Origin of the sequence: Chryseobacterium sp. Mn2064 (genome assembly GCF_049319685.1) — a bacterium.
Taxonomy (GTDB): domain Bacteria; phylum Bacteroidota; class Bacteroidia; order Flavobacteriales; family Weeksellaceae; genus Chryseobacterium.
The window spans coordinates 1-19,960 of sequence record NZ_JBMOUE010000003.1 but is presented as its reverse complement, the minus strand read 5'-3'; the positions used below and the strand labels follow the sequence as shown (position 1 = coordinate 19,960).

18 protein-coding genes are annotated in these 19,960 nt (G+C 36.2%); 11 read left to right on the top strand and 7 right to left on the bottom strand.

Annotation, left to right across the window (positions count from 1 at the left end; genetic code table 11):
• Window positions 1-9: 9 nt before the first annotated feature.
• Window positions 10-963 carry a helix-turn-helix transcriptional regulator gene (locus ACL9RH_RS12575; protein ID WP_422693719.1) on the top strand — a complete coding sequence of 318 codons (954 nt, stop codon included), beginning with the start codon at window positions 10-12 and terminating at the stop codon, window positions 961-963.
• Between the two features lie 221 nt (window positions 964-1,184).
• Here the strand turns inward: ACL9RH_RS12575 and ACL9RH_RS12570 are convergent, their stop codons facing one another.
• Complete coding sequence (locus ACL9RH_RS12570) at window positions 1,185-1,676, bottom strand: DinB family protein (protein WP_422693718.1); 492 nt, start codon at window positions 1,674-1,676, stop codon at window positions 1,185-1,187.
• 170 nt (window positions 1,677-1,846) lie between these two features.
• Between ACL9RH_RS12570 and ACL9RH_RS12565 the strand changes: the two genes are divergently transcribed.
• The 5 genes from ACL9RH_RS12565 (at window position 1,847) to ACL9RH_RS12545 (ending at window position 6,207) form a co-directional block, all read left to right on the top strand.
• Window positions 1,847-2,431, top strand: coding sequence for a hypothetical protein (locus ACL9RH_RS12565; RefSeq protein ID WP_422693717.1), 585 nt, complete (start codon window positions 1,847-1,849; stop codon window positions 2,429-2,431).
• Window positions 2,432-2,542: 111 nt separating this feature from the next.
• On the top strand, window positions 2,543-3,112 hold the full coding sequence (locus ACL9RH_RS12560) for a cob(I)yrinic acid a,c-diamide adenosyltransferase (RefSeq protein ID WP_422693716.1): 570 nt from the start codon (window positions 2,543-2,545) through the stop codon (window positions 3,110-3,112).
• On the top strand, window positions 3,102-3,749 hold the full coding sequence (locus tag ACL9RH_RS12555; RefSeq protein ID WP_422693715.1) for a thiamine diphosphokinase: 648 nt from the start codon (window positions 3,102-3,104) through the stop codon (window positions 3,747-3,749). The genes ACL9RH_RS12560 and ACL9RH_RS12555 overlap by 11 nt, the downstream gene beginning before the upstream one ends.
• A 65-nt stretch (window positions 3,750-3,814) precedes the next feature.
• Window positions 3,815-4,690 (top strand): tyrosine-protein phosphatase, encoded by an 876-nt coding sequence (locus ACL9RH_RS12550; RefSeq protein WP_422693714.1) that lies wholly within the window; start codon window positions 3,815-3,817, stop codon window positions 4,688-4,690.
• A 122-nt stretch (window positions 4,691-4,812) separates the two neighbouring features.
• Window positions 4,813-6,207, top strand: a complete 1,395-nt coding sequence (locus ACL9RH_RS12545; RefSeq protein ID WP_089737464.1) for an arginine decarboxylase — start codon at window positions 4,813-4,815, stop codon at window positions 6,205-6,207.
• 69 nt (window positions 6,208-6,276) lie between these two features.
• Here ACL9RH_RS12545 and ACL9RH_RS12540 read toward each other — a convergent pair whose 3' ends face one another.
• Window positions 6,277-6,936 carry an HAD family hydrolase gene (locus tag ACL9RH_RS12540; RefSeq protein WP_422693713.1) on the bottom strand — a complete coding sequence of 220 codons (660 nt, stop codon included), beginning with the start codon at window positions 6,934-6,936 and terminating at the stop codon, window positions 6,277-6,279.
• Window positions 6,937-7,147: 211 nt separating this feature from the next.
• On the opposite strand from ACL9RH_RS12540, the gene speB reads away from it, so the two are divergent.
• The 3 genes from speB (at window position 7,148) to ACL9RH_RS12525 (ending at window position 9,789) form a co-directional block, all read left to right on the top strand.
• Window positions 7,148-8,005, top strand: coding sequence for an agmatinase (gene speB / locus ACL9RH_RS12535; RefSeq protein ID WP_422693712.1), 858 nt, complete (start codon window positions 7,148-7,150; stop codon window positions 8,003-8,005).
• Between the two features lie 69 nt (window positions 8,006-8,074).
• The gene (locus tag ACL9RH_RS12530; protein ID WP_422693711.1) at window positions 8,075-8,917 is read left to right on the top strand and encodes a bifunctional helix-turn-helix domain-containing protein/methylated-DNA--[protein]-cysteine S-methyltransferase; all 843 of its coding nucleotides are present in this window, start codon (window positions 8,075-8,077) and stop codon (window positions 8,915-8,917) included.
• Between the two features lie 260 nt (window positions 8,918-9,177).
• Window positions 9,178-9,789, top strand: coding sequence for an alpha-ketoglutarate-dependent dioxygenase AlkB family protein (locus ACL9RH_RS12525; RefSeq protein WP_422693710.1), 612 nt, complete (start codon window positions 9,178-9,180; stop codon window positions 9,787-9,789).
• 39 nt (window positions 9,790-9,828) lie between these two features.
• On the opposite strand, the gene ACL9RH_RS12520 is transcribed toward ACL9RH_RS12525, so the two are convergent.
• From ACL9RH_RS12520 to ACL9RH_RS12505, 4 genes are all read right to left on the bottom strand, one after another.
• On the bottom strand, window positions 9,829-11,688 hold the full coding sequence (locus tag ACL9RH_RS12520; protein WP_422693709.1) for a CocE/NonD family hydrolase: 1,860 nt from the start codon (window positions 11,686-11,688) through the stop codon (window positions 9,829-9,831).
• A 153-nt stretch (window positions 11,689-11,841) separates the two neighbouring features.
• Window positions 11,842-14,547, bottom strand: a complete 2,706-nt coding sequence (locus ACL9RH_RS12515) for an outer membrane beta-barrel protein (protein ID WP_422693708.1) — start codon at window positions 14,545-14,547, stop codon at window positions 11,842-11,844.
• An 89-nt stretch (window positions 14,548-14,636) separates the two neighbouring features.
• The gene (locus ACL9RH_RS12510) at window positions 14,637-15,056 is read right to left on the bottom strand and encodes an SH3 domain-containing protein (RefSeq protein ID WP_422693707.1); all 420 of its coding nucleotides are present in this window, start codon (window positions 15,054-15,056) and stop codon (window positions 14,637-14,639) included.
• Between the two features lie 6 nt (window positions 15,057-15,062).
• A complete protein-coding gene (locus ACL9RH_RS12505) occupies window positions 15,063-15,551 on the bottom strand; it encodes a BON domain-containing protein (protein WP_422693706.1) in 489 nt (162 codons plus the stop codon).
• Between the two features lie 220 nt (window positions 15,552-15,771).
• Here ACL9RH_RS12505 and ACL9RH_RS12500 point away from each other — a divergent pair, with 220 nt between their 5' ends.
• Together ACL9RH_RS12500 and ACL9RH_RS12495 are read left to right on the top strand one after the other, a co-directional pair.
• Entirely contained in the window at window positions 15,772-17,022 is a 1,251-nt protein-coding gene (locus tag ACL9RH_RS12500; RefSeq protein WP_422693705.1) for a dicarboxylate/amino acid:cation symporter, read from the top strand.
• Window positions 17,023-17,047: 25 nt separating this feature from the next.
• Entirely contained in the window at window positions 17,048-17,752 is a 705-nt protein-coding gene (locus ACL9RH_RS12495) for a phytanoyl-CoA dioxygenase family protein (protein ID WP_422694196.1), read from the top strand.
• 91 nt (window positions 17,753-17,843) lie between these two features.
• Here ACL9RH_RS12495 and ACL9RH_RS12490 read toward each other — a convergent pair.
• The coding region (locus ACL9RH_RS12490; RefSeq protein ID WP_422693704.1) for a GH92 family glycosyl hydrolase at window positions 17,844-19,960 on the bottom strand (2,117 nt) is incomplete at its 5' end.

Genomic DNA, 19,960 nt, shown 5'->3' with positions numbered 1-19,960 from the left:
CCAAGCAATATGAACGATCATTATCTTAAAAAACTCGACCGGGTAACCGCTATTCTTACCCAATTACAGTCTAAACCTATTGTAAGAGCACAGGATTTGGCTGAAAAATTTGACGTAAGCATAAGAACCATTTACCGGGACGTTAAAACCCTGGAGAATGCAGGCATTCCTATTGTGGGAGAAGCCGGAAATGGGTATTCTTTAATGGAAGGATATAAGCTTCCCCCGATTATGTTTACCAAAGAAGAGGTCTTAAGTTTCATTACCGCTGAAAAGCTGATGCAGAAATTTTCCCATCAAAGCTTAGGAAACCACTATCAGGCAGCAATGGAAAAGGTCCGTTCCGTACTGAAATACTCGGATAAAAATCTGATCGAGAATATTGAGAAACAGATTGATGTTTTTAGCTTTCACACCGATTCCGGAGATTCTCTGAAAAATGTAATTCCTATCATTTTAGAAAGTATTGCTGAGAAAACACAGCTTAATATCAAATATCAGACGGTAGACGGAAGAGTAACCAATAGAACCATCGAAACTGTCGGAATGTTCTTTGAGTTTAACTTTTGGTACATTATGGCATTTTGTACGCTTAGAAAAGATTTCAGACAATTCCGTATAGACAGAATTCTGGAAATTTTGAAAACACCCAATCCTTTTGTTCAGGAATATGGGCAGGTTAATGATTACCGGAAAAAATCCAACGGAAATAAAGTGACGGCAAAGCTTTTGGTAGATAAAAAAGTAATGCCTCACCTTGTCAATTCAAAAAAATATTACGGTTTGATTCATGAGGCAGAAAAAGAAAATGGAGTGGAACTCACCTTTGAAACAGAATGGATCAATGATGGATTTCCACGATGGCTGGTTACCTTTGCAGATTATGCCACAGTTCTGGAACCTCAAAGTCTTCGCGAAAGACTCAACGAAATGCTTATCAAAATGATAGAAAGGCATCAATAAAACCTCAACAAGGTCATTGTTGAGGTTAAAAGTGACTTAATTGAGGCAATAAATGAAATGGTTGATAAGCAAATTGACTATGACCACAAAAAACAGAAAGTCTATCTAAATAAGTAATGATATGAGTTCTGCTAAGATTGAGGAAAAACCACCGTTTATAAATGACATCGTATGATGACCTTTCCAGACTTCTGTTTTTTACGATCTTGTCTTTTGCGGTATTAGAATCTTTCCCAGAAGAAAGGAGGTTCAATTCCTAATGCTCTAAGGTAAACATATCCTTGTCCACGGTGATGAACCTCATTGTCTACAAAATAAAGAATATTCTGATATACCGGGAATTCATATTCTCCAAATAAATTGAAAGTCTCCTGAAAACGTTCTTCAGAAATCAGATTGAAGTAATGGTTGATGACCTCAGTTTCTTCATCCCACTTCTTTAAAAGCTCCTCTTTTGATTTTGGAACAAAAGCTTCTTCGTTATATGCTTCTGTAGTTCCTTCAACAATTCCTTTTAAAGCAGGTCCCGCAATACCAATTAATTCCATTGCCAGTTTCGCAAACGTTCTCATTCCTCCGATGGAAAATTCGAACAAATCTTTTTCAGGAAAAGCTTCAATAACTCTTCTGGTCAGATTTCTGTGTCCCTGCCAGTCATTAAGTAACTGATCAGAAGTCATAAATTGTTTTGTAGCTGTTGCAGTAGTTGTCATAATTGTATGGTTTTTGTTTATTGTGATACAAAGGTAAGAGCAGGTTATGACAACAGTTTGTCAGTAGTGTTTTCACGGATTAAAAAATATTTTTTCCCTGGTAAAATATCCTGACCTTGTTTTCCGTTAGAAAGATGTATCTTGATAAAAAGAATTGAACATTTAGAATTATGAAGAAGTTTATTTTGCCCGCTATCACTACTCTTTTATTAGTATCGTGCAATAAGATTGAAGAAAAAATAGATCAGACCGTTCAGCAAACCACAGAAAAGGTACAGCAGAAAACTCAACAGGTCGTAGAAGAAACCGTTAAAAAAGCCGTAGATGAATCGGTAAACTCTTTAACAAATTCCCAGAATGCAAAACTGAGTGAAGTTTTTCCAGGGGCAGATCCTTCTATTATTTCCGAAGAAAAAGGTAAAAAGATTAAAATTCCTGGAAGACCCGAAGGTTATATTTTCAAATATAAAGCAGATATCAATACTTTGCTTCCCTTTCTGGAAAATCAACCTACTTCTGATGAAAGTAAATCGGATAAGAAAGCCCACAAAATTGATGGACAAAATATCATCGATAAAATAAGCCTTGCTTCCAAATTTCTTCCCGAGAATACTTTTGATACAAGTTTTCTTGAGGATATTAAAAATGATAAAAACATTGAATATTATAAGCTGAAAAGATTTCCCAACAGTAGTACTATTATCTACAATCCTAAAAATCAGACCATCATACAGTACGTAGAGGTAAATAAATAATTTGGATATGGCCGGTTTCTCCCGGCCATTTTTATACTGTATCACAAAGCAAACCCGAAATCATTCCTACATTTTACTTTTTACATTGTAAAAATGCAGTATTTTAGTAGTATGAAAATTTACACAAAAACAGGAGATAAAGGACAAACGGCATTGTATGGCGGAACAAGAGTTTCCAAAGCCAGTGCAAGAGTTGACAGCTACGGAAATATAGACGAGCTGAATTCATTCATCGGAATTGCCAAAAGCCATATTGAAGATCAGGATGTTCTGAAACAATTGAAAAAAATACAGTTTGATTTATTTACCGTAGGTTCAGAAGCTGCAACACCAGCAGATAAGTTGATGCTGGCTAACGGAAAATCGCGTCTTCCGATTATTATTTCAGAAACAGAAATTGAAGAACTGGAGCAGTGGATGGATGCCTTTGAAGAAAAACTGGAGCCCCTTCAGTACTTTATCCTTCCCGGAGGTGGCAAATCTGCAACATTTTTACATGCCGCAAGAACCATTTGCAGAAGAGCAGAACGTTCTTTAGTATTTTTAAATGAAGCGGAAGAAATTCGTCCGGAACTTATCAAATATTTAAACAGACTTTCAGACTACCTTTTTGTTCTGGCAAGATATATTTCAAAGCTCAACAACGAACCGGAAGAATATTGGAACCCGAATGAGAGATAAGACACTACTTTTCATCAACGGAGACGCTCCAAAATCATTACCCAACCCTGAGAATTACGGTTTAATTGCCTGTACAGACGGTGCTTTTCATTATGTGAAAAGAATGAATTTTCCTCTGGATAAGCTGGATTTTATTTCCGGTGATTTCGACTCTCATTCCGGGGCGGATGAAGAAATGTATCAGGAGAAATTTATTTTGACTTTAGATCAGGATAAAACAGATTTTCACAAAGCCTTGGAAATTATTTTGGAAAAAGGCTTTTCTGAGGTAGAGGTTTTAGGAGGAAGCGGAGGAGAGCAGGATCATTTTCTTGGAAACCTTACGGTGGCTTATGCTTTCAAAGACCGTATGAACATTAAGTTTTATGATGAGTTTTCCGAGTATTATTTTATCCCAAATCACTTTACATTAAAAGGAGCAAAAAACAGAATGGTTTCTCTTTATCCTTTTCCGGCGGTGAATAATATAACAACCAAAGGACTCAATTGGCCTCTGACAAACGGAAACCTTAGTATTACCTCCAGAATAGGAACCCGAAATTTTGCTATTGAAGACGAAGTTTCTGTAGAATATGAATCAGGAGATGTTCTGTTTTTTATAGGAATCAATGACATAGAATATCCAAGTATATATTAATGAGCAAGGTATACTTTTTGTAGAATAATATTCACATTATAAAAGAATCGGTTAAATAAAAACTTTTGAATAGATTAATAAAAATATCAGTTTTCACCATTTCATTATGCAGCATTATCTCTTGTAGAACGCAGCATTTTGAATCCCCTCAGTATGGAAAAAATGAAACTGAAAAAGTCATTAACATTAAGAAAGTGACTAATTTCCGAACGGTAGGAAATATTAAAAATACAGAAGGAAAAACATTAAAAGAAGGGAAATTTTATAGAAGTGCTCATCTTCATAAGCTTAAAAGCAAATCTTTTGATGATCTTGAAAAAATGGGAATCAAAGAAGTGATCGATCTGAGAAATTCTAAAGAAATAGCTCAAAAGCCAGATCAGCTTCCTGCTCCAATAACCTATAAAAAATATTCAGCGTTTGAAGACGAGGGAGATCAGCTTGCCCAAGCCAAAAAATTGGTATTAAAAGGAAAGGTGAATGCTTCCGATGCCGAGAAAAGAATGATTGATTTCTACCGGGAATACGTTACAGAAAATCCGGAAACCATCAAAACCATCATCACTGAAATAATGGAGTCTAAGGACCCGATTCTTTACCACTGTACTGCAGGTAAAGACAGAACCGGGATTATTACAGCCCTTATTTTAATGATCCTGAAATTTGATAAAGAAACAATCTACAACGAATATCTTTTATCCAACAACTATAGAAAAAACCTTGTGGAGAAAAGACTTCGGCTTGCCAATACATTGCATTTCTTGTATCCTAAGATGGATTTGCAGGTACTTGAAAAGCTCAGTTGGGTAGAAAAAAGATACCTTGATGCTGCTTTTGAAGAGATCAATAAAAAATATGGGTCTACCGATGTGTATATTCAGCAGGTATTGGGAATTTCTGATGCTAAAAGAGACGAGTACATTCAAAAGTTTATGTATTGATTATCAGACGTAAATTTTTACAGAATGTAATATTGTGTCTTAAATTAAAATTATGATAATTTTAACACCCGAAAATCAAACTTTTTTAGCAATTTTGCATTTCTTAATTCACTTGTTTAGAAATGAAAATAAAGTACTCGGAACTTATTGATCAGACATTATATTTTCCTACTGAGGAATTTAATGTTTCTGAGAACAATTTGTTGTTTCACGATGTTCCATTGATGGACGTTGTAGAGCAATTTGGCACTCCGCTAAAGATTAGCTATTTGCCGAGAATTTCTCAAAATATTCAAAAAGCTAAAAGCTGGTTTAAAGAAGCTTTTGAAAAAATTGAATATAAAAAGAATTATACCTACTGTTACTGTACAAAATCCAGTCATTTCAATTTTGTATTGGAAGAAGCTCTGAAGAATGATATCTCCATAGAAACATCTTCGGCGTATGATATGGATATTGTAAAATCTCTTTATGAAAAAGAGAAGGTAGATAAAAACATTGAAGTAATCTGTAATGGTTTCAAAACGGATGATTATCTGACAAAGATTTCAGATATGATCAATAGCGGTTTTGAAAATATTACTCCGATTCTTGATAACTACAGAGAACTGGATAAACTTACAGAAAGTATTGACTCTACGTTTAATATTGGAATCAGAATCGCATCAGAGGAGGAACCGAAGTTCGAATTCTATACCTCGAGATTAGGGATTGGGTATAAAGATATTATCCCTTATTACAGCCAGAAAATCGCTGAACACCCGAATGCAAGACTGAAAATGCTTCACTTCTTCATCAATACGGGGATTAAAGACACGTCTTACTATTGGAACGAATTGTACAAATGTCTTCGTGTATATGCACGTTTGAAAAAAATTGCTCCGGAAGTAGACTCTTTGAACATTGGTGGTGGTTTCCCAATTAAAACTTCATTGAACTTTGATTACGATTATCAGTATATGGTAGAAGAAATCGTTTCTCAGATCAAAAAATTCTGTGAAGAAGAAGGAGTAGAAGAACCTAATATTTATACTGAATTCGGAAGCTTTACCGTTGGGGAAAGTGGAGCGAATCTTTATAAAATCATCTCTCAGAAACGTCAGAACGACAGAGAAAAGTGGAATATGATTGATTCTTCTTTCATGACAACACTTCCTGATACATGGGCGATCTCAAGACACTTTATTATGCTTCCGCTTAACCGTTGGGAAGATACCTATGAGAGGGTGTTCTTAGGAGGATTGACTTGTGATTCTGATGATTACTATAACTCAGAACAACATACCAACGCCATCTATTTACCTGTTTTCAGTGATACAAAACCTTTGTATATAGGATTCTTCCACACTGGAGCTTACCAGGAAACGATCGGAGGGTACGGTGGGGTGCATCACTGTCTGATGCCTCAGCCGAGACACGTACTGATTCAGAAAGATGAAAACGGTGAACTTCAATATGAAATTTTCCGTGAAAAACAGGAACCTGAAGATGTATTAAGACTTCTTGGATACAAATAATTTTCTTACCAAAAGAAGCAAAACTTACATAAAAAAAAGCTCTCAGATTTTTTCTGAGAGCTTTTTTATTTAAAAATAATTGGAAATTTTGTCAAGTTCAAGATCTTCATAATCAGAAACTACCGTGTCTGCCAACGTATAATCCTGATTTTTTGAATGAGGGCTTCTATAAGCTGCACAGAATATTTTAGCTCTGTGAGCCGCAAGAATTCCATTGGTAGAGTCTTCAATGACCATGCAGTTTTCAACAGGTTCGCCAGCCATTTCAGCAGCCAACAGAAAGACTTCCGGATGAGGTTTGGATTCTTTTAAATCTGCTCCGCTTATTTTTCCGCTGAAATACTGTTCAAGTCCGAATTTTTCAAAAACCATATTGATCGTTGTCATGGTCGCAGAAGAAGCCAGTATAAGTTTTATTCCGTTGTCATGGTAATGCTGGATCAGTTTTCTTACCCCAGGAATGAGGTCGAATTCCTCATCATTGTAAAAGTAATCCTTGAAGTGGGCACGCTTGATTTCTGCAATGGTTTCGTACGTCTGGTGTAAATTATATTTTTTGATCAGAGTTTCAGCTACACTTTTGGTAGAAGCCCCTGTAAAAGAGGTATATAAATCTTCGGGAACCGTAATTCCCAATTCATCAAACGTTTTGAAATAAGCTTTTCTATGTAATGGTTCTGTGTCTACAATCACTCCATCCATATCGAAAAGAACAGCTTTTAAAGGCATATTATGAGTTTTATACAAAAATAACTATTTGAGTTGAGAGTGGAAAGGGAATAAACGATAGGTTGGAGGTAACAGGTAGCAGATAAAAGGGAAGAGTTGGAAAGTCTGGCACTGATAAACTCTCCCACACACTTACGTTACAACTCATAAACTCTTCGTATCTTTGTGGCGAATATTTCAAGTTTAAAACATTAAAATTTTTAAATAAAGCATGAAAACATACGCAGGAATTCCCGAGGAAAACGCAACGTTAGAGAATTCAAAAGTAATGTTGGTAACAGTTCCTTACGATGGAACTTCAACATGGGGAAAAGGAGCAGATAAAGGTCCTGAATTATTCTTAGATGCTTCTGAAAACATGGAGCTTTATGATATCGAAACACAAACTGAGCCTTACCTTCAGGGAGTATATTTAGCTGGAGAAGTTTCTGAAAATTCAAGTCCTGAAGCAATGACAGAAGCGGTTTACCAAAAAACAAAAGAGCTTTTGAATCATGAAGGAAAAGTATTTACTCTATTTGGAGGAGAGCATTCTGTTTCCATCGGTTCTATTCGTGCAGTAGGAGAAAAGTTTGAAAACCTTACCGTTCTTCAGTTAGATGCTCACACAGATTTACGTCCTGAGTTCCACGGTTCTACTTCTAACCACGCTTGTGCAGTGTTTGAAGCGAATCAGAAACATAATTTAGTTCAGGTGGGAATCCGTTCTATGGATGCTGAAGAAGCTCAGTATCTGCCGGAAGGAAGAGTATTCTTTGCTCACGAGATTGCCAATAACGAGAACTGGGTGAATGATGTATTGGAAAAAGTTTCAGGAAACGTATATATTACGATTGACCTTGATGCTTTTGACCCTTCCATTGCTCCATCTACAGGAACTCCTGAGCCAGGTGGTCTACAGTGGTATCCAACATTGGAACTATTAAGAAAAGTATTCGAAAAATGTAACGTTGTAGCATTTGATATTGTAGAATTGATGGATTCTCCAATGGCTAAGCCAACCGCTTTCCTTGCTGCGAAGTTATATTATAAAATGCTTGCTTATAACGATATTTATAACAACAACTAATATTCCGCAAGAATCGGATTTTTTCTGCCGTATATTCTTTGGAAATTTGTGAGGTAAAAACAATATATGATGTCCACACAAAATCAAATAGATTATCACAGAATTGCCAAAGCGATAGAATATATCCAAAGCAATTTCAGACTTCAGCCAAGTTTGGAGGAAGTGGCAGAGAATATTCACTTGAGTCCCGCTCATTTCCAGAAAATATTTACGGACTGGGCAGGCACAAGTCCGAAGAAATTTTTACAGTTCATCAGTCTTGAACATGCTAAAAATTTGTTGAAGGAAGAAAAAGCAAGTCTTTTCGATACCGCTTATGAAACAGGTCTTTCCAGCACCAGCAGACTTCATGATCTGTTTGTGAAAATAGAAGGAATGTCTCCTGCAGAATATAAAAATGGAGGTAAAAGTCTTGTCATTAACTATAGCTTTTCTGAAAGCCCTTTTGGTAACATAATAGTTGCTTCTACAGAGAAAGGAATCTGTTATATGGCTTTCGAAAGCAATAAAGAAACAGCATTGGGAGATTTGAAACGAAAGTTTCCCAATGCTTCTTTTTTCGAAAAAGAGGATACTCTTCAAAAGAATGCATTGTCCATATTCGATAAAGACTGGACAAAGCTCAATACCATCAAACTTCATTTAAAAGGAACCGATTTTCAGCTTAAAGTTTGGGAAAGTTTACTGACAATTCCCATGGGTAAACTGTCTACTTATGGCAGTCTGGCTGAAAAATTAGGGAATCCTAAAGCATCCAGAGCTGTTGGTACCGCTATCGGAAGCAATCCGGTTGCATTTCTTATTCCGTGTCATCGCGTGATTCAATCTACAGGTCATCTGGGAGGATACCGATGGGGAAGTGAAAGAAAACAACTGATTGTGGGGTGGGAAGGTTCACATATTTACTCGTAACCTATTTTTATCACAAAAGCCACAAAAGTTTTTTGAACACTTAAGTTCTTTTTAAGTGACTACTAACTGTTTGAGAAGTACACTTAAGTTTCCGGGAAAATTCCGATTGTCACCAATATTTCAGTTGAAGAAGGAAATATTCCCTTCCTTTGGAGGGGTGGCAAAAATTCTTTGAATTTTTGACGGGGTGGTCTTTTACAGCAAGACTAAAATCCCTTTCCAAAAACATTACGTAACTTGTATTATTCAAAACAAAAACAATGCTAAGCCTTTTCGAAGATATATCAGACTATCCTTTAAACATACTTCCCCACGACGGAACGGTGAATTACTATGGAAAGATTTTTCCGAAGGAGAAATGCGATTCCTACTATGATTATTTGTTCAATCAAATTCCGTGGGAACATGATGAAGCGGTCATTTTTGGAAAACTGGTGTTAACGAAAAGAAAAGTAGCTTGGTTTGGAGATAAAGCATTTGAGTATACCTATTCTAAAAGAACCAAATATGCAAAACTCTGGACTCCTGAACTGCTGGAATTAAAGAAAAAATGTGAAGAAGTTTCAGGAGAAACCTATAATTCATGTCTTCTCAATTTATACCATGACGGAAGCGAAGGAATGGCCTACCACAGTGATGGAGAAACAGATCTGAAAAAACATGGTGCCATTGCCTCATTAACCTTTGGAGCAGAAAGAAAATTTTTATTCAAACATAAAACAACCAAAGAAAAGATAGAAGTCTTTTTGGAAAACGGAAGTTTACTGATTATGAAAGGAAAAACTCAGGAGAATTGGCTTCACAGACTTCCTCCAACCACCAAAGTGAAAACCCCGCGGGTGAATCTGACCTTTAGGACCATTGAAGATTAATTAAAAATAAAAAAGCTGTTCAAACGAACAGCTTTTAGTTTATTTAAGGATTTCAGCTTCTATAGAACTGTCATCATACACTTTGATGAATGCTTTAGTATAATCTTCTTTAGTAGCAAAATTCGGATTGTCTAAGAATTTCTGTGGATTGATCGCAAAAAGCGGGAACCATGTACTGCTGATCTGGATTTGAATTTTGTGGCCTTTTTTAAAAGTGTGAACCACATCCTGAAGTCTGAAATTCACTGCCGTTTTCTGGTTAGGAATCAAAGCTTCTCCCTTTTCTCTTGAATTTCTGAATCTCGCAGGCATAATTTCGCTTCTTACCATCTGGTGATAGTTTCCGTAGATAACACCGTCTTTCTTTTCTACAGGTTTAAAATCTTCAGGATATACATCAATTAATTTTACGGCAAAATCTGCATCTGTAGAGGTTGATGCGATATTTAATTTAGCCATAATTTCACCTGCAAATGCCATATCTTCGGTCAAAACATCTGTGGTGAATGTTAATACATCAGGTCTTCCCACTGCAAATCTCTGATCTTCCGACATATAATTTTTAGGAGTAAATCCATTAAAATCTTTTAAATGATCAGAACTTAAAACTGGATTATTAGGATCACTGTAATATTCTGAATATCCTTGTCCTGCTGTCTTTTTTAATGTTTTATCAGCCAGGTAAAAATTAACTTTCTGTGCATTTTTTGGTGGATATGATGAAAATTCTTTCCATTCTTTAGCTCCCGTATCATACATCAAAGCTTCCGGAAGTCCTGCATCTTCTTTCGTATTTCCTTTCAGATAATGTTTGAAGAATCTGGTCTCAATATTTTTCTGATAATAAGTCGCAATACTGTCTCCAAAATAAGTTTCACTGTGGAAGTGTTTTCCCTGTTCCTGTGACCAACCTCCATGCGAGAAAGGTCCCATCACGATCGTATTTTTAGCTTTTGGACTTGTTTTTTCAATCGTTTTATAGATATTCAGAGGGCCGGAAAGATCTTCCGCATCAAACCATCCTCCAACAGTCATTACCGCATGATTGATGTTTTTTAAATGAGGAAGAAGTCCTCTTTTCTGCCAAAATTCATCATAATTGGTATGATTCATAATCTCGGTCATGAAGAAATTATCTTTGTAATACTTTTCATAGGCATCTTTCAGTGTTCCAAGGTCTCTGTAGAACTTTAATCCGTCTTCAGAAGTCTGCTTGATGAAAGAATCCATGTACCATGCTTTGTTTTCCGGTTTTGTTTTTTGAACTCCAAATACAGGGAAAGTTCTGAAATACCCTAACATAAATCTTCCGTTGTGAAGAAAATCATCATTCCAGAAATCAGAAATAGGAGCCTGTGGAGAAGATGCAACAAGAGCCGGATGCTGAGATAATGTTCCTACAGCAGTATAAAAACCTGGATAAGAAGTTCCGAATTGTCCTACTTTACCATTGTTGTCTTTAACGTTTTTCAAAAGCCATTCAATCGTATCATAAGTATCAGTACTTTCGTCAATATCTTTTTTGGTTTTATGTTCCACCTGTGGAGTCATATTGGTAAAAGTTCCTTCACTCATATATCTTCCGCGTACATCCTGATAAACAAAAATGTATTTGTCATTCATCAAATAAGCATTGGGACCAATTTTTGTTTTGTATTCATTTTCTCCATACGGTGCAATGCTGTAGCAGGTTCTCTGCATCAGAAAAGGATATTTGTTCTTATTTGAAATATCTTTCGGAATGTATACAGCTGTGAAAAGCTTCACTCCGTCACGCATGGGAATATAAAATTCTTTCTTGGTGAAATTGTCTTTAACGAAATTGTCTTTCTGTTCCGTTTTTTGGGCCTTTCCAAGAATGAAAAAAAGAATAAATAAAACTGAAATATGGATTTTCATAAAAAAAATTTGATGCTAATTTAAAAATAAAAACACGTTCAGCGGCGAATCTTCTTTAAAAAGCTTTTCCCCGAAGAAAATAAAGTCCCGAAAATAGAATCAGCCGGAGAGGTCCGGCCGATAATTTTAGAGTATAGAGAAGTAAGGATTTTCCTATCTTTTACCTTTAAACTGGTTCAGTTTCATGCTGAGGGAAAACATAATGTACCGTTTCAAAATCAAATCTTCACGGTCTTCAAAATAAGTATCTGTAATATTTCTTTTTACGCTCTGATTTTGATTTAATACGTCATAAATTTTCACTTTTGCTGTAAATTGTTTTTTATAGAAAGAGTATCCCAGGCTGGTATTCCAGAAGTAAAAATCTTTTTTAAATCCTGCTGCAATATTGGAGTTGGTATTGTATTCGAAATCATTTCCGAAAATCAATCGACTTTGAAACAGGTAGTTGGTTAATTCCAGTTTTAAGGATTGGCTCGTTGTATTTACACTTTTAATATCAGAATTTGAGTATTTGGAAAAATTATAATTGATTCTGTAAGAAGGTTTTATACTAAGTTTGTCTCTAATGTCAAAATTTAAATTTAAGGTCGGACTCATATTATAAGCATTACTTTTAATTAGCTGTCCGTTGATAGAACTGTTGTTGTACATATAGCTCATCATGAATCTAGGGCTTATGACCAATTTTTTATCCTGCCACTTAAAAGTTTTGCTCAGGCTGGAGCTGATATTGAACCCTTTATTTCCACTGATATTATCATAAGTGACGATCTGCTTTCCGGTATCATCATATCGGGTGTAATTGATGACATCGTTGTTTCTGTACGTAAAACCTGCATTGATGTAATAGTTGGTTCCAGAAGCCATATTATAGCTGTTAAAAGAAATCATACTGCTGTTCATCCATGAATTTTTCAGGTCCGGATTTCCGATGTAAGTAACTAAAGGATCGGATTCATCTTTGTAGGGAATCAGTTTTTCAGCACTCGGAACTGTGAAGCTAGAAGAATTTGAAAATATTAACCTTTGGCGGTCCGAAAGTGCATATTGAAAATTCACCATATATCTTGGAAGCACAAAGTTTTTTTTCAGCTCATAGTTTTGGCCTTTAAAAACAGAATATACTTTCATATCCGAAATATCAAGATTTACGTTGGTCCAGGCACTTACTTTCTTTTTAGTAAGATAAAAAGACAGCTCAGGAGAAAACTGATTGATCTTTTGCTCCATACTGTTGGACAGGAGAATATTGTATTTGGAATATTGGCCGGTAGTTTCATCAAAATCATTGAAATCTCTGAAATCCCGTGATAATTTTGAATTGTAGTTTATTTCCAGACTGATGGACGCAGAATCGGAGATCGGTTCCGTATAGCCTGCAGTGAAGCTGTAATCGTTACCCTGGCTTCTGTTTTTCTGTAGCTGATTCCTGTTATCTGCAGTTGTACCGGATTCTCCATAGAATGTATTTTGAGATTGATTCACGGTATTCGTTAAAGACTCGGAAATAGAAGTATTCATTCTGGCAGATACTGAACGTCCTTTTTTCTTCAGATTTTTGGAAAAGCTGATGTCAGGGCTGAAAGTATTATTCTGACTATTTGAAAAACTGGAAGACTGGCTTTCATTAAGAAGCTGATCATTTTTTGACGTTGAAGATTTTGATCGGCTGGAACTATTGCTTTCCGATCTTGAAAAAGAAGGAGATATATAAATATTCGTCTCAGGATCCAGTTTTATTCTGGTTGAGTTATCAAAATTATATTGCCTGGATTCATTCTCACCATTGTTTTCAGAATTGGTTTTCAGGATATTGTTCGGAAGAAGATTGGTTCTGGATACTTTAGATGCTGTTTCCTGATTAGATTGCGAATATTTTAAGCTGAGATTATCAAGATCTGCATCTGTTGAAAGTTTATCATTATAATTCAATCCGATCGTTGAAGACCTTTGAATTCCACCACCGCTGCTTTGCGTCCCACCACCGCGAATGCTTCCCATATTGTCGAAAACATTATCTCCGGAAACACTTTTTGAGTTGATATTGTTAGAAGATAGCATCAGACTTACTTTAGTGTCACCTTTAAAATAACTTACCATTCCGCTTCCTTCATAGCGTTTGTCAGAACCGTAGCCGATAATAGCCCTTGCAATCAGTCCTTTATTTTTCTTTTCATCAATATTGAAATTGATGGTTGCATTTTGAGATTTTGGAGCTCGTTTGCTGAATTCTTCCTGTTTGGTTTTAGTGGTTGTCACCTGAACATTTTTAATAATATCGGCCGGAAGGTTCTGTAAAGCCATCTTGCCGTCTTTATCAAAAAAGGGTTTTCCATTCACCATAATCTGATCGACAGCTTTTCCGTTGACTGTAATTTTATCATCGTTGCCTATTTCCACTCCAGGGATTTGCTTCAGAAGTTCCTGAATATTACTGTCCGGACGTACCTTAAAGGCCGATGCATTGAACTCTACGGTATCTTTTTTAATTTTTATAGGAGAAACGGTGATTTTCACCTCATCGATATTGATAATTTTTTTAGATTCAAGCTGTATATCTCCCAATGAGAGAGGTTCATTGATCTTTTCAAATGTTTTTGAATAGGAAAGTTTTTCAGTGTCAATTTTCAGAATTGAAGGTTCTTTCTGTTCATCAATTTTCAAAGAAAATTTACCTTCTTTGTTACTGGCTGTATAATTGACAATAGATGAATCTTTTGCCTTCAGCAGATATACCGTGACATTTTCGAGTGTTTTTTTTTCTAAATCAGTTACTTTTCCATCAATATACAGCTTTTGGGCATTCACAACCACCATATTGCATATCAACATCAATAACAATAAGACTTTCTTCATTTGTTTTTTTCAAAGCGGTAAAAATAAAAAAACATCCCAATTATAGGGATGTTTCTTACAAGTATTTATAAAAAATTATCTTTTTTTAACTATGCTCTCAAATATCTTGAATAAGCATATCCTTCCTGGCCGTCGGCAGTTTTCACTTTCCACCAGTCATCAGAAGTTTGTTCTATTAGCGTTACAGAAGATCCTTTGGAAGCTTTACCTACCACAGCAGCTTCAGTAGAAGGCTCCTGTCTGATGTTCAGATTAGATTCTTCCGTTGCAACCGTTAAAGATGCTCCGGATGTAAGACCTGCAACCTGTACGTCAATATTGATATCTGAAGCAGAATACGTAGAGTCAATAGCTCCCAGAGCGTTCCATACAGCATCTTTAGCTGCAGTATTGGAAGCATTTCCGGAAACATAAAGAATTCCGTCCTGCTCCTGAACCTGTAGATTTGAAATTCCTGCAGACTGTGCTGCTGAAACTACGCTTGAATATTTATCTTGTAATTCGCTCATTTTAAATTATTTTACAGTTAGGTTGTTGTTATATTTTCCGATTTTCAAAGCATCTACAGATTCTTTGATCTTTCTTGCCTGTAAGCTGGAAACATTTCCTGTAAGTGTAAGCTGTCCGTTTACAACTTCTACTTTTACAGAAGGGAAATCTTTTACCGCATCCTGAACTTTTTTCTGAACTGCAGGATCTACAGCAGAAGTGGTTTCAACAGATGGAGGTGGAGGTGGAGCTGCTACTGTAGACATGTCCATTACATCTTTTACTCCGCTGATCGCTTTTAACTTGGCAATCATCGCATCCTTAGACTGCTGGTCTGTGAAAGTTCCACTTAAATGAGCAACACCTTCTTTTACTTCAACAGAAGCATTGGGATTAGAAGTTACTACAGTTGTAGCTTGAGTCTGAAGATCGGCATCAGAAACTTTCTTTTTACAAGAAACTGCTCCGAAAGATACAGCTACAGCTAATGCAGCCATTGCGATAGTTTTTTTCATATTGTATATTTATTAATGTTGTTATACTACCAAATGTAATAATAAAATTTGTACCAAAAGAATAAAAAATCAATAAATCTTTTTAAATTTTTTTGCAATATTTTCGAAACCAGACTTTTAATTTTTAGGGATTAAAAACTTAATATAAAATAAACCCGCATTGAAGAAAATCTTCTGCCAATTGAAAAACTATTATATTTGCGCAAATTGAACTATATATATGAAAGGACAGAATAAACTTTTTATAGCAATTATCATTGCACTTATCCTGGGAGTAGGAATTGGAGGAGTAGTACATGTGAAGTACCCGGAAAGTGCAGAACCTTTTTCCAAGAATATCAAATTATTGGGAACTGTTTTCATCAGATTGGTACAGATGATTATTGCGCCATTGGTTTTTACTACTTTGGTGGTGGGAATTGCCAAAATGAGTGATATCAAAATGATCGGAAGAGTAGGGACAAAAGCAATGCTTTGGTTCATTTCTGCCTCTTTGGTATCTCTTTTCATCGGATTGATTCTTGTTAACTGGCTGGAGCCGGGGCACGTTACAAAACTTCCTATTCAGGATGTAGCTTCTGCCGATGAGCTTCTTAAAAGCAGCAAGAGCTTTTCTATGGAAGACTTTGTAAAACACATGATTCCTAAAAGTTTATTTGAAGCTTTTGCAACCAATGAAGTACTTCAGATTGTGGTATTTGCCATTATGTTCGGAGTAGCCTTGGCAAATTTAGGAGAAGCGTATTCTCAGCCTGTTGTAAAGCTTTTTGATATTATTGCCCACGCTATCCTTAAAATGGTAGGTTACATCATGTGGTTTGCTCCGTTTGGAGTATTAGGAGCTATTGCAGCTGTAGTGGCTACCAATGGTTTTGAAATCTTTAAAGTGTATGCCATTTATTTAAGAGATTTCTTCTTTGCGATAGGAGTGCTTTGGCTGGTCCTTTTATTAGTAGGATATTTTATTTTGGGAAATCGTCTTTTCGATTTGTTAAAGAGAATTAAAGAGCCATTATTGATTGCATTCTCTACCACAAGTTCGGAAGCGGTATTTCCAAAGTTGGTAGAAGAGCTTGAAAAGTTCGGATGTAACAGCAGAGTGGTATCTTTTATCTTGCCGTTAGGATATTCTTTCAACCTGGATGGAAGTATGATGTATATGACATTCGCTTCAATCTTCATCGCTCAGATCTACGGTATTGAAATGACTCTTGGACAGCAGATCACCATGCTTTTGGTGTTAATGCTTACATCAAAAGGAATTGCCGGAGTACCGAGAGCTTCACTGGTAATCATCGTAGCAACGTGTTCTATGTTTGGAATTCCACCAGAAGGGATCGCTTTAATCTTACCAATTGACCATTTCTGCGATATGGGGAGAAGTATGACCAACGTACTGGGAAATACACTGGCAACCTCTGCAGTATCCAAATGGGAAGGACAGCTAACCGAACCTATAGACAAAATTTAAATCATGAGTTTACATAACTTAGAAAATAAAAAAAAGCCATATTCTTGAATATGGCTTTGCTGTTATCAACAACATTTTTTCACCGAAAGAACTCGAAGATATCAACCTTGTTCTGCAAAATATTGATACCTCAAAAGAGAATTTTCGAAAGTCTGAAGACCTTTTTGCAATACGACAGTTTTTGAAAGAAATCCCTGAAATCAAAGATCTGATCTTTAATGATCATATTAAAAAAGTGATTAAAGAGATTTTTGGAGAACAATATTTTGTTGTAAAAAGTATTTATTTTGATAAACCTGAAACCTCCAACTGGTATGTTGCCTATCATCAGGATCTGACTATTTCTGTCGATAAAAAATTGGAGGTGGATAATTTTGGGCCGTGGACTACCAAACAAAATCAGTTTGCTGTTCAGCCCCCTTTGCCGGTGTTGGAAAATATATATACCATCAGAATTCATCTGGACGATACCGATGAAAATAACGGAGCATTAAAAGTAGTTCCGAAATCTCATGCAAAAGGAATTTACAGACCGGAAACCATCGATTGGACCATAGAAATAGAAGAAATCTGTCATGTAGAAAAAGGCGGAATTATGATTATGAAACCTCTTATCTTACATGGCTCAAATAGAACAACAAACGGAAAGAAAAGACGGGTCATTCATATTGAGTTTTCTGATATGGAGCTGCCAAAAGAACTGAATTGGTCTGAAAGAATGAATGCATAAAACGCGGCCCTTCGAAAATTCGAAGGGCCGCGTTTTATAATCGCAGATTAAATATTGACGCAATAATCAATACAAACTTCTATGTTTGATGTTACTTGGCTGAAATTTCATCAATAAAAATATAAGCATCTCCGCCTGCTCCCTGATGCCATTCCGGAAGTTTTCCGAAGTGATAAGCTTTTACTTTGATATATCGGGCTTCAGTAGGAAGTATCTCAGTAGAAAAATCCTTGATCTGTACATTTTCATCTTTAGGATCAATAGAATTATCTATTGTTTTCAGGAGGATGAAATCTTTTCCGTTCATTGAAGCATAATATTCTACTTTTTTAGGCATCATGATCCAGGCTCTGCTGTCCTGAAGATAGGTAGAAGATAGATTGGTAATCTGCTGAGGAGATTTAAAATCAATAACCGCTTCAAAATCCTGTCCCTGATAACCATGCCATTCTCCTTTTCTCCAGTTGATATCTCCTCGGATTCCATCAATGAGGGCCAGTTTTCCGCTGGCAGTATATTGTGGAGTTGCTTTGGAAAGAATCGTAATATCCCAGTAATTAGGTCTTCGGTTGAAATTAGCCGTGGTAACCGAACTTTTTTCACCGTTTCTTTCAGCGTAAGCCATCACCTGAGTCGTTTTACTGATGGAGAAAGGTTCTTTATACACAGTAAATGTCTTTCTTTTATTAGCGTCTGATTCATCCAGAGTCATGTAATATAGCTTGTCTCCCGGATTCAATGGAGTGATTTCTACTTTTGTATTAAAATCAAAGATTCTGTCTGCCGAAATTACTGGTGAAGCGGTCTGTTCGGTATATTTAAAATCTTTCATAGGCTTTATATTTTCAAAACCAAGCTTTTTCAGTTCAGCTTTAGCTGTGTTTTTGGTAATGGTTCTTGTAGTTCCGTCTTCAAGATGGATCGTGATTTCATCAAAATAAGGCGTTGTTGTTTCCCATTCCGGAAGTCCTGGCGTTACAGAATAAATTCCCATTGAGCTTAAAACATACCAGGCACTCATCTGTCCGCAGTCTTCATTACCGATCAGTCCGTCTGGAGTGTTTTTATAAAAATTATCGAGGATATACTTTATTTTGGCATCTGTTTTTTCAGGTTTACCTACAAAATTGTACAGATAAGCGATATGATGGCTTGGCTCATTACCTTGTGCATACTGTCCCATCAATCCTGTGATATCCACCTGCTCTCTGCCCGTTGTTGTATCAGGAGCTGCAAAGATGGCATCAATAAACTGTTCAAATTTTTCTTTTCCGCCATGCGCTGCAATCAGCCCTGGGATATCCTGCTGTACAGAATATGAATAATGCCATGAATTTCCCTCTGTATAGTTGTTATTAACCTCTCTGGGATCAAAAGGCGCATACCAGCTTCCGTTCTTTCTTGGTTGCATAAAACCTGTTGTAGGGTTGTAAAGGTTTTTCCAGTTCTGAGAACGTTTCATGAAATACTGGTACTCTTCTTTTTTGCCTAAAATCTTTGCCATTTGAGCAATACACCAGTCATCATAGGCATATTCTACTGTTTTGGAAACACTTTCATGCTCATCGTCTATACTGATGTAATTATTCTGTTTATAAGCATTCAGTCCGAAAATATCCTGCATTGCGGAGCTTTTAGATGCCTGAAAAGCTTTCTCATAATCAAATCCCTGAATTCCCTTAGCCATAGCATCTGCAATGACCGATACAGCATGGTAACCGATCATACATTCTGTTTCATTGGAGGCGAGTTCCCATACCGGAAGTTTTCCGCCCTGTTCATATTGTTCGATGAAGGTATTGATGAAATCTGCCGTTCTTTTTCTGTCAATTAAAGTCATTAGTGGATGAGCCCCTCTGAAAGTATCCCACAGAGAGAATACAGTATAATAATCAAATCCGTTGGCAGAGTATATCTTGTTGTCTCTTCCGCGGTATTTTCCATCCACATCCATGTTGATATTAGGCTGCGTGAAAACATGATAAAGAGCTGTATAGAAAACGGATAATTTGTTTGGATCATCAGATTTTACCTCAATTTTTGAAAGTTCCTTATCCCAAGCCGTTTCTGCCTGCTTTTTTACGGTTTCAAAATCTTTAATCTTCCCTTCTGCCAACATATTTTTTTCTGCTCCTTCATATCCGGTGGGAGAAAGAGACACTTTTACATGGATGGTTTCTCCTTTTTTAACCTCAGCAGAAAAGGCCA

Bases quoted from the DNA above. Each gene is read 5' to 3' on its own strand.
- ACL9RH_RS12575 (WP_422693719.1), top strand. From the start codon at position 10: ATGAACGATCATTATCTTAAAAAACTCGACCGGGTAACCGCTATTCTT.
- ACL9RH_RS12570 (WP_422693718.1), bottom strand. From the start codon at position 1,676: ATGACAACTACTGCAACAGCTACAAAACAATTTATGACTTCTGATCAG.
- ACL9RH_RS12565 (WP_422693717.1), top strand. From the start codon at position 1,847: ATGAAGAAGTTTATTTTGCCCGCTATCACTACTCTTTTATTAGTATCG.
- ACL9RH_RS12560 (WP_422693716.1), top strand. From the start codon at position 2,543: ATGAAAATTTACACAAAAACAGGAGATAAAGGACAAACGGCATTGTAT.
- ACL9RH_RS12555 (WP_422693715.1), top strand. From the start codon at position 3,102: ATGAGAGATAAGACACTACTTTTCATCAACGGAGACGCTCCAAAATCA.
- ACL9RH_RS12545 (WP_089737464.1), top strand. From the start codon at position 4,813: ATGAAAATAAAGTACTCGGAACTTATTGATCAGACATTATATTTTCCT.
- ACL9RH_RS12540 (WP_422693713.1), bottom strand. From the start codon at position 6,936: ATGCCTTTAAAAGCTGTTCTTTTCGATATGGATGGAGTGATTGTAGAC.
- speB (WP_422693712.1), top strand. From the start codon at position 7,148: ATGAAAACATACGCAGGAATTCCCGAGGAAAACGCAACGTTAGAGAAT.
- ACL9RH_RS12530 (WP_422693711.1), top strand. From the start codon at position 8,075: ATGTCCACACAAAATCAAATAGATTATCACAGAATTGCCAAAGCGATA.
- ACL9RH_RS12525 (WP_422693710.1), top strand. From the start codon at position 9,178: ATGCTAAGCCTTTTCGAAGATATATCAGACTATCCTTTAAACATACTT.
- ACL9RH_RS12520 (WP_422693709.1), bottom strand. From the start codon at position 11,688: ATGAAAATCCATATTTCAGTTTTATTTATTCTTTTTTTCATTCTTGGA.
- ACL9RH_RS12515 (WP_422693708.1), bottom strand. From the start codon at position 14,547: ATGAAGAAAGTCTTATTGTTATTGATGTTGATATGCAATATGGTGGTT.
- ACL9RH_RS12510 (WP_422693707.1), bottom strand. From the start codon at position 15,056: ATGAGCGAATTACAAGATAAATATTCAAGCGTAGTTTCAGCAGCACAG.
- ACL9RH_RS12505 (WP_422693706.1), bottom strand. From the start codon at position 15,551: ATGAAAAAAACTATCGCAATGGCTGCATTAGCTGTAGCTGTATCTTTC.
- ACL9RH_RS12500 (WP_422693705.1), top strand. From the start codon at position 15,772: ATGAAAGGACAGAATAAACTTTTTATAGCAATTATCATTGCACTTATC.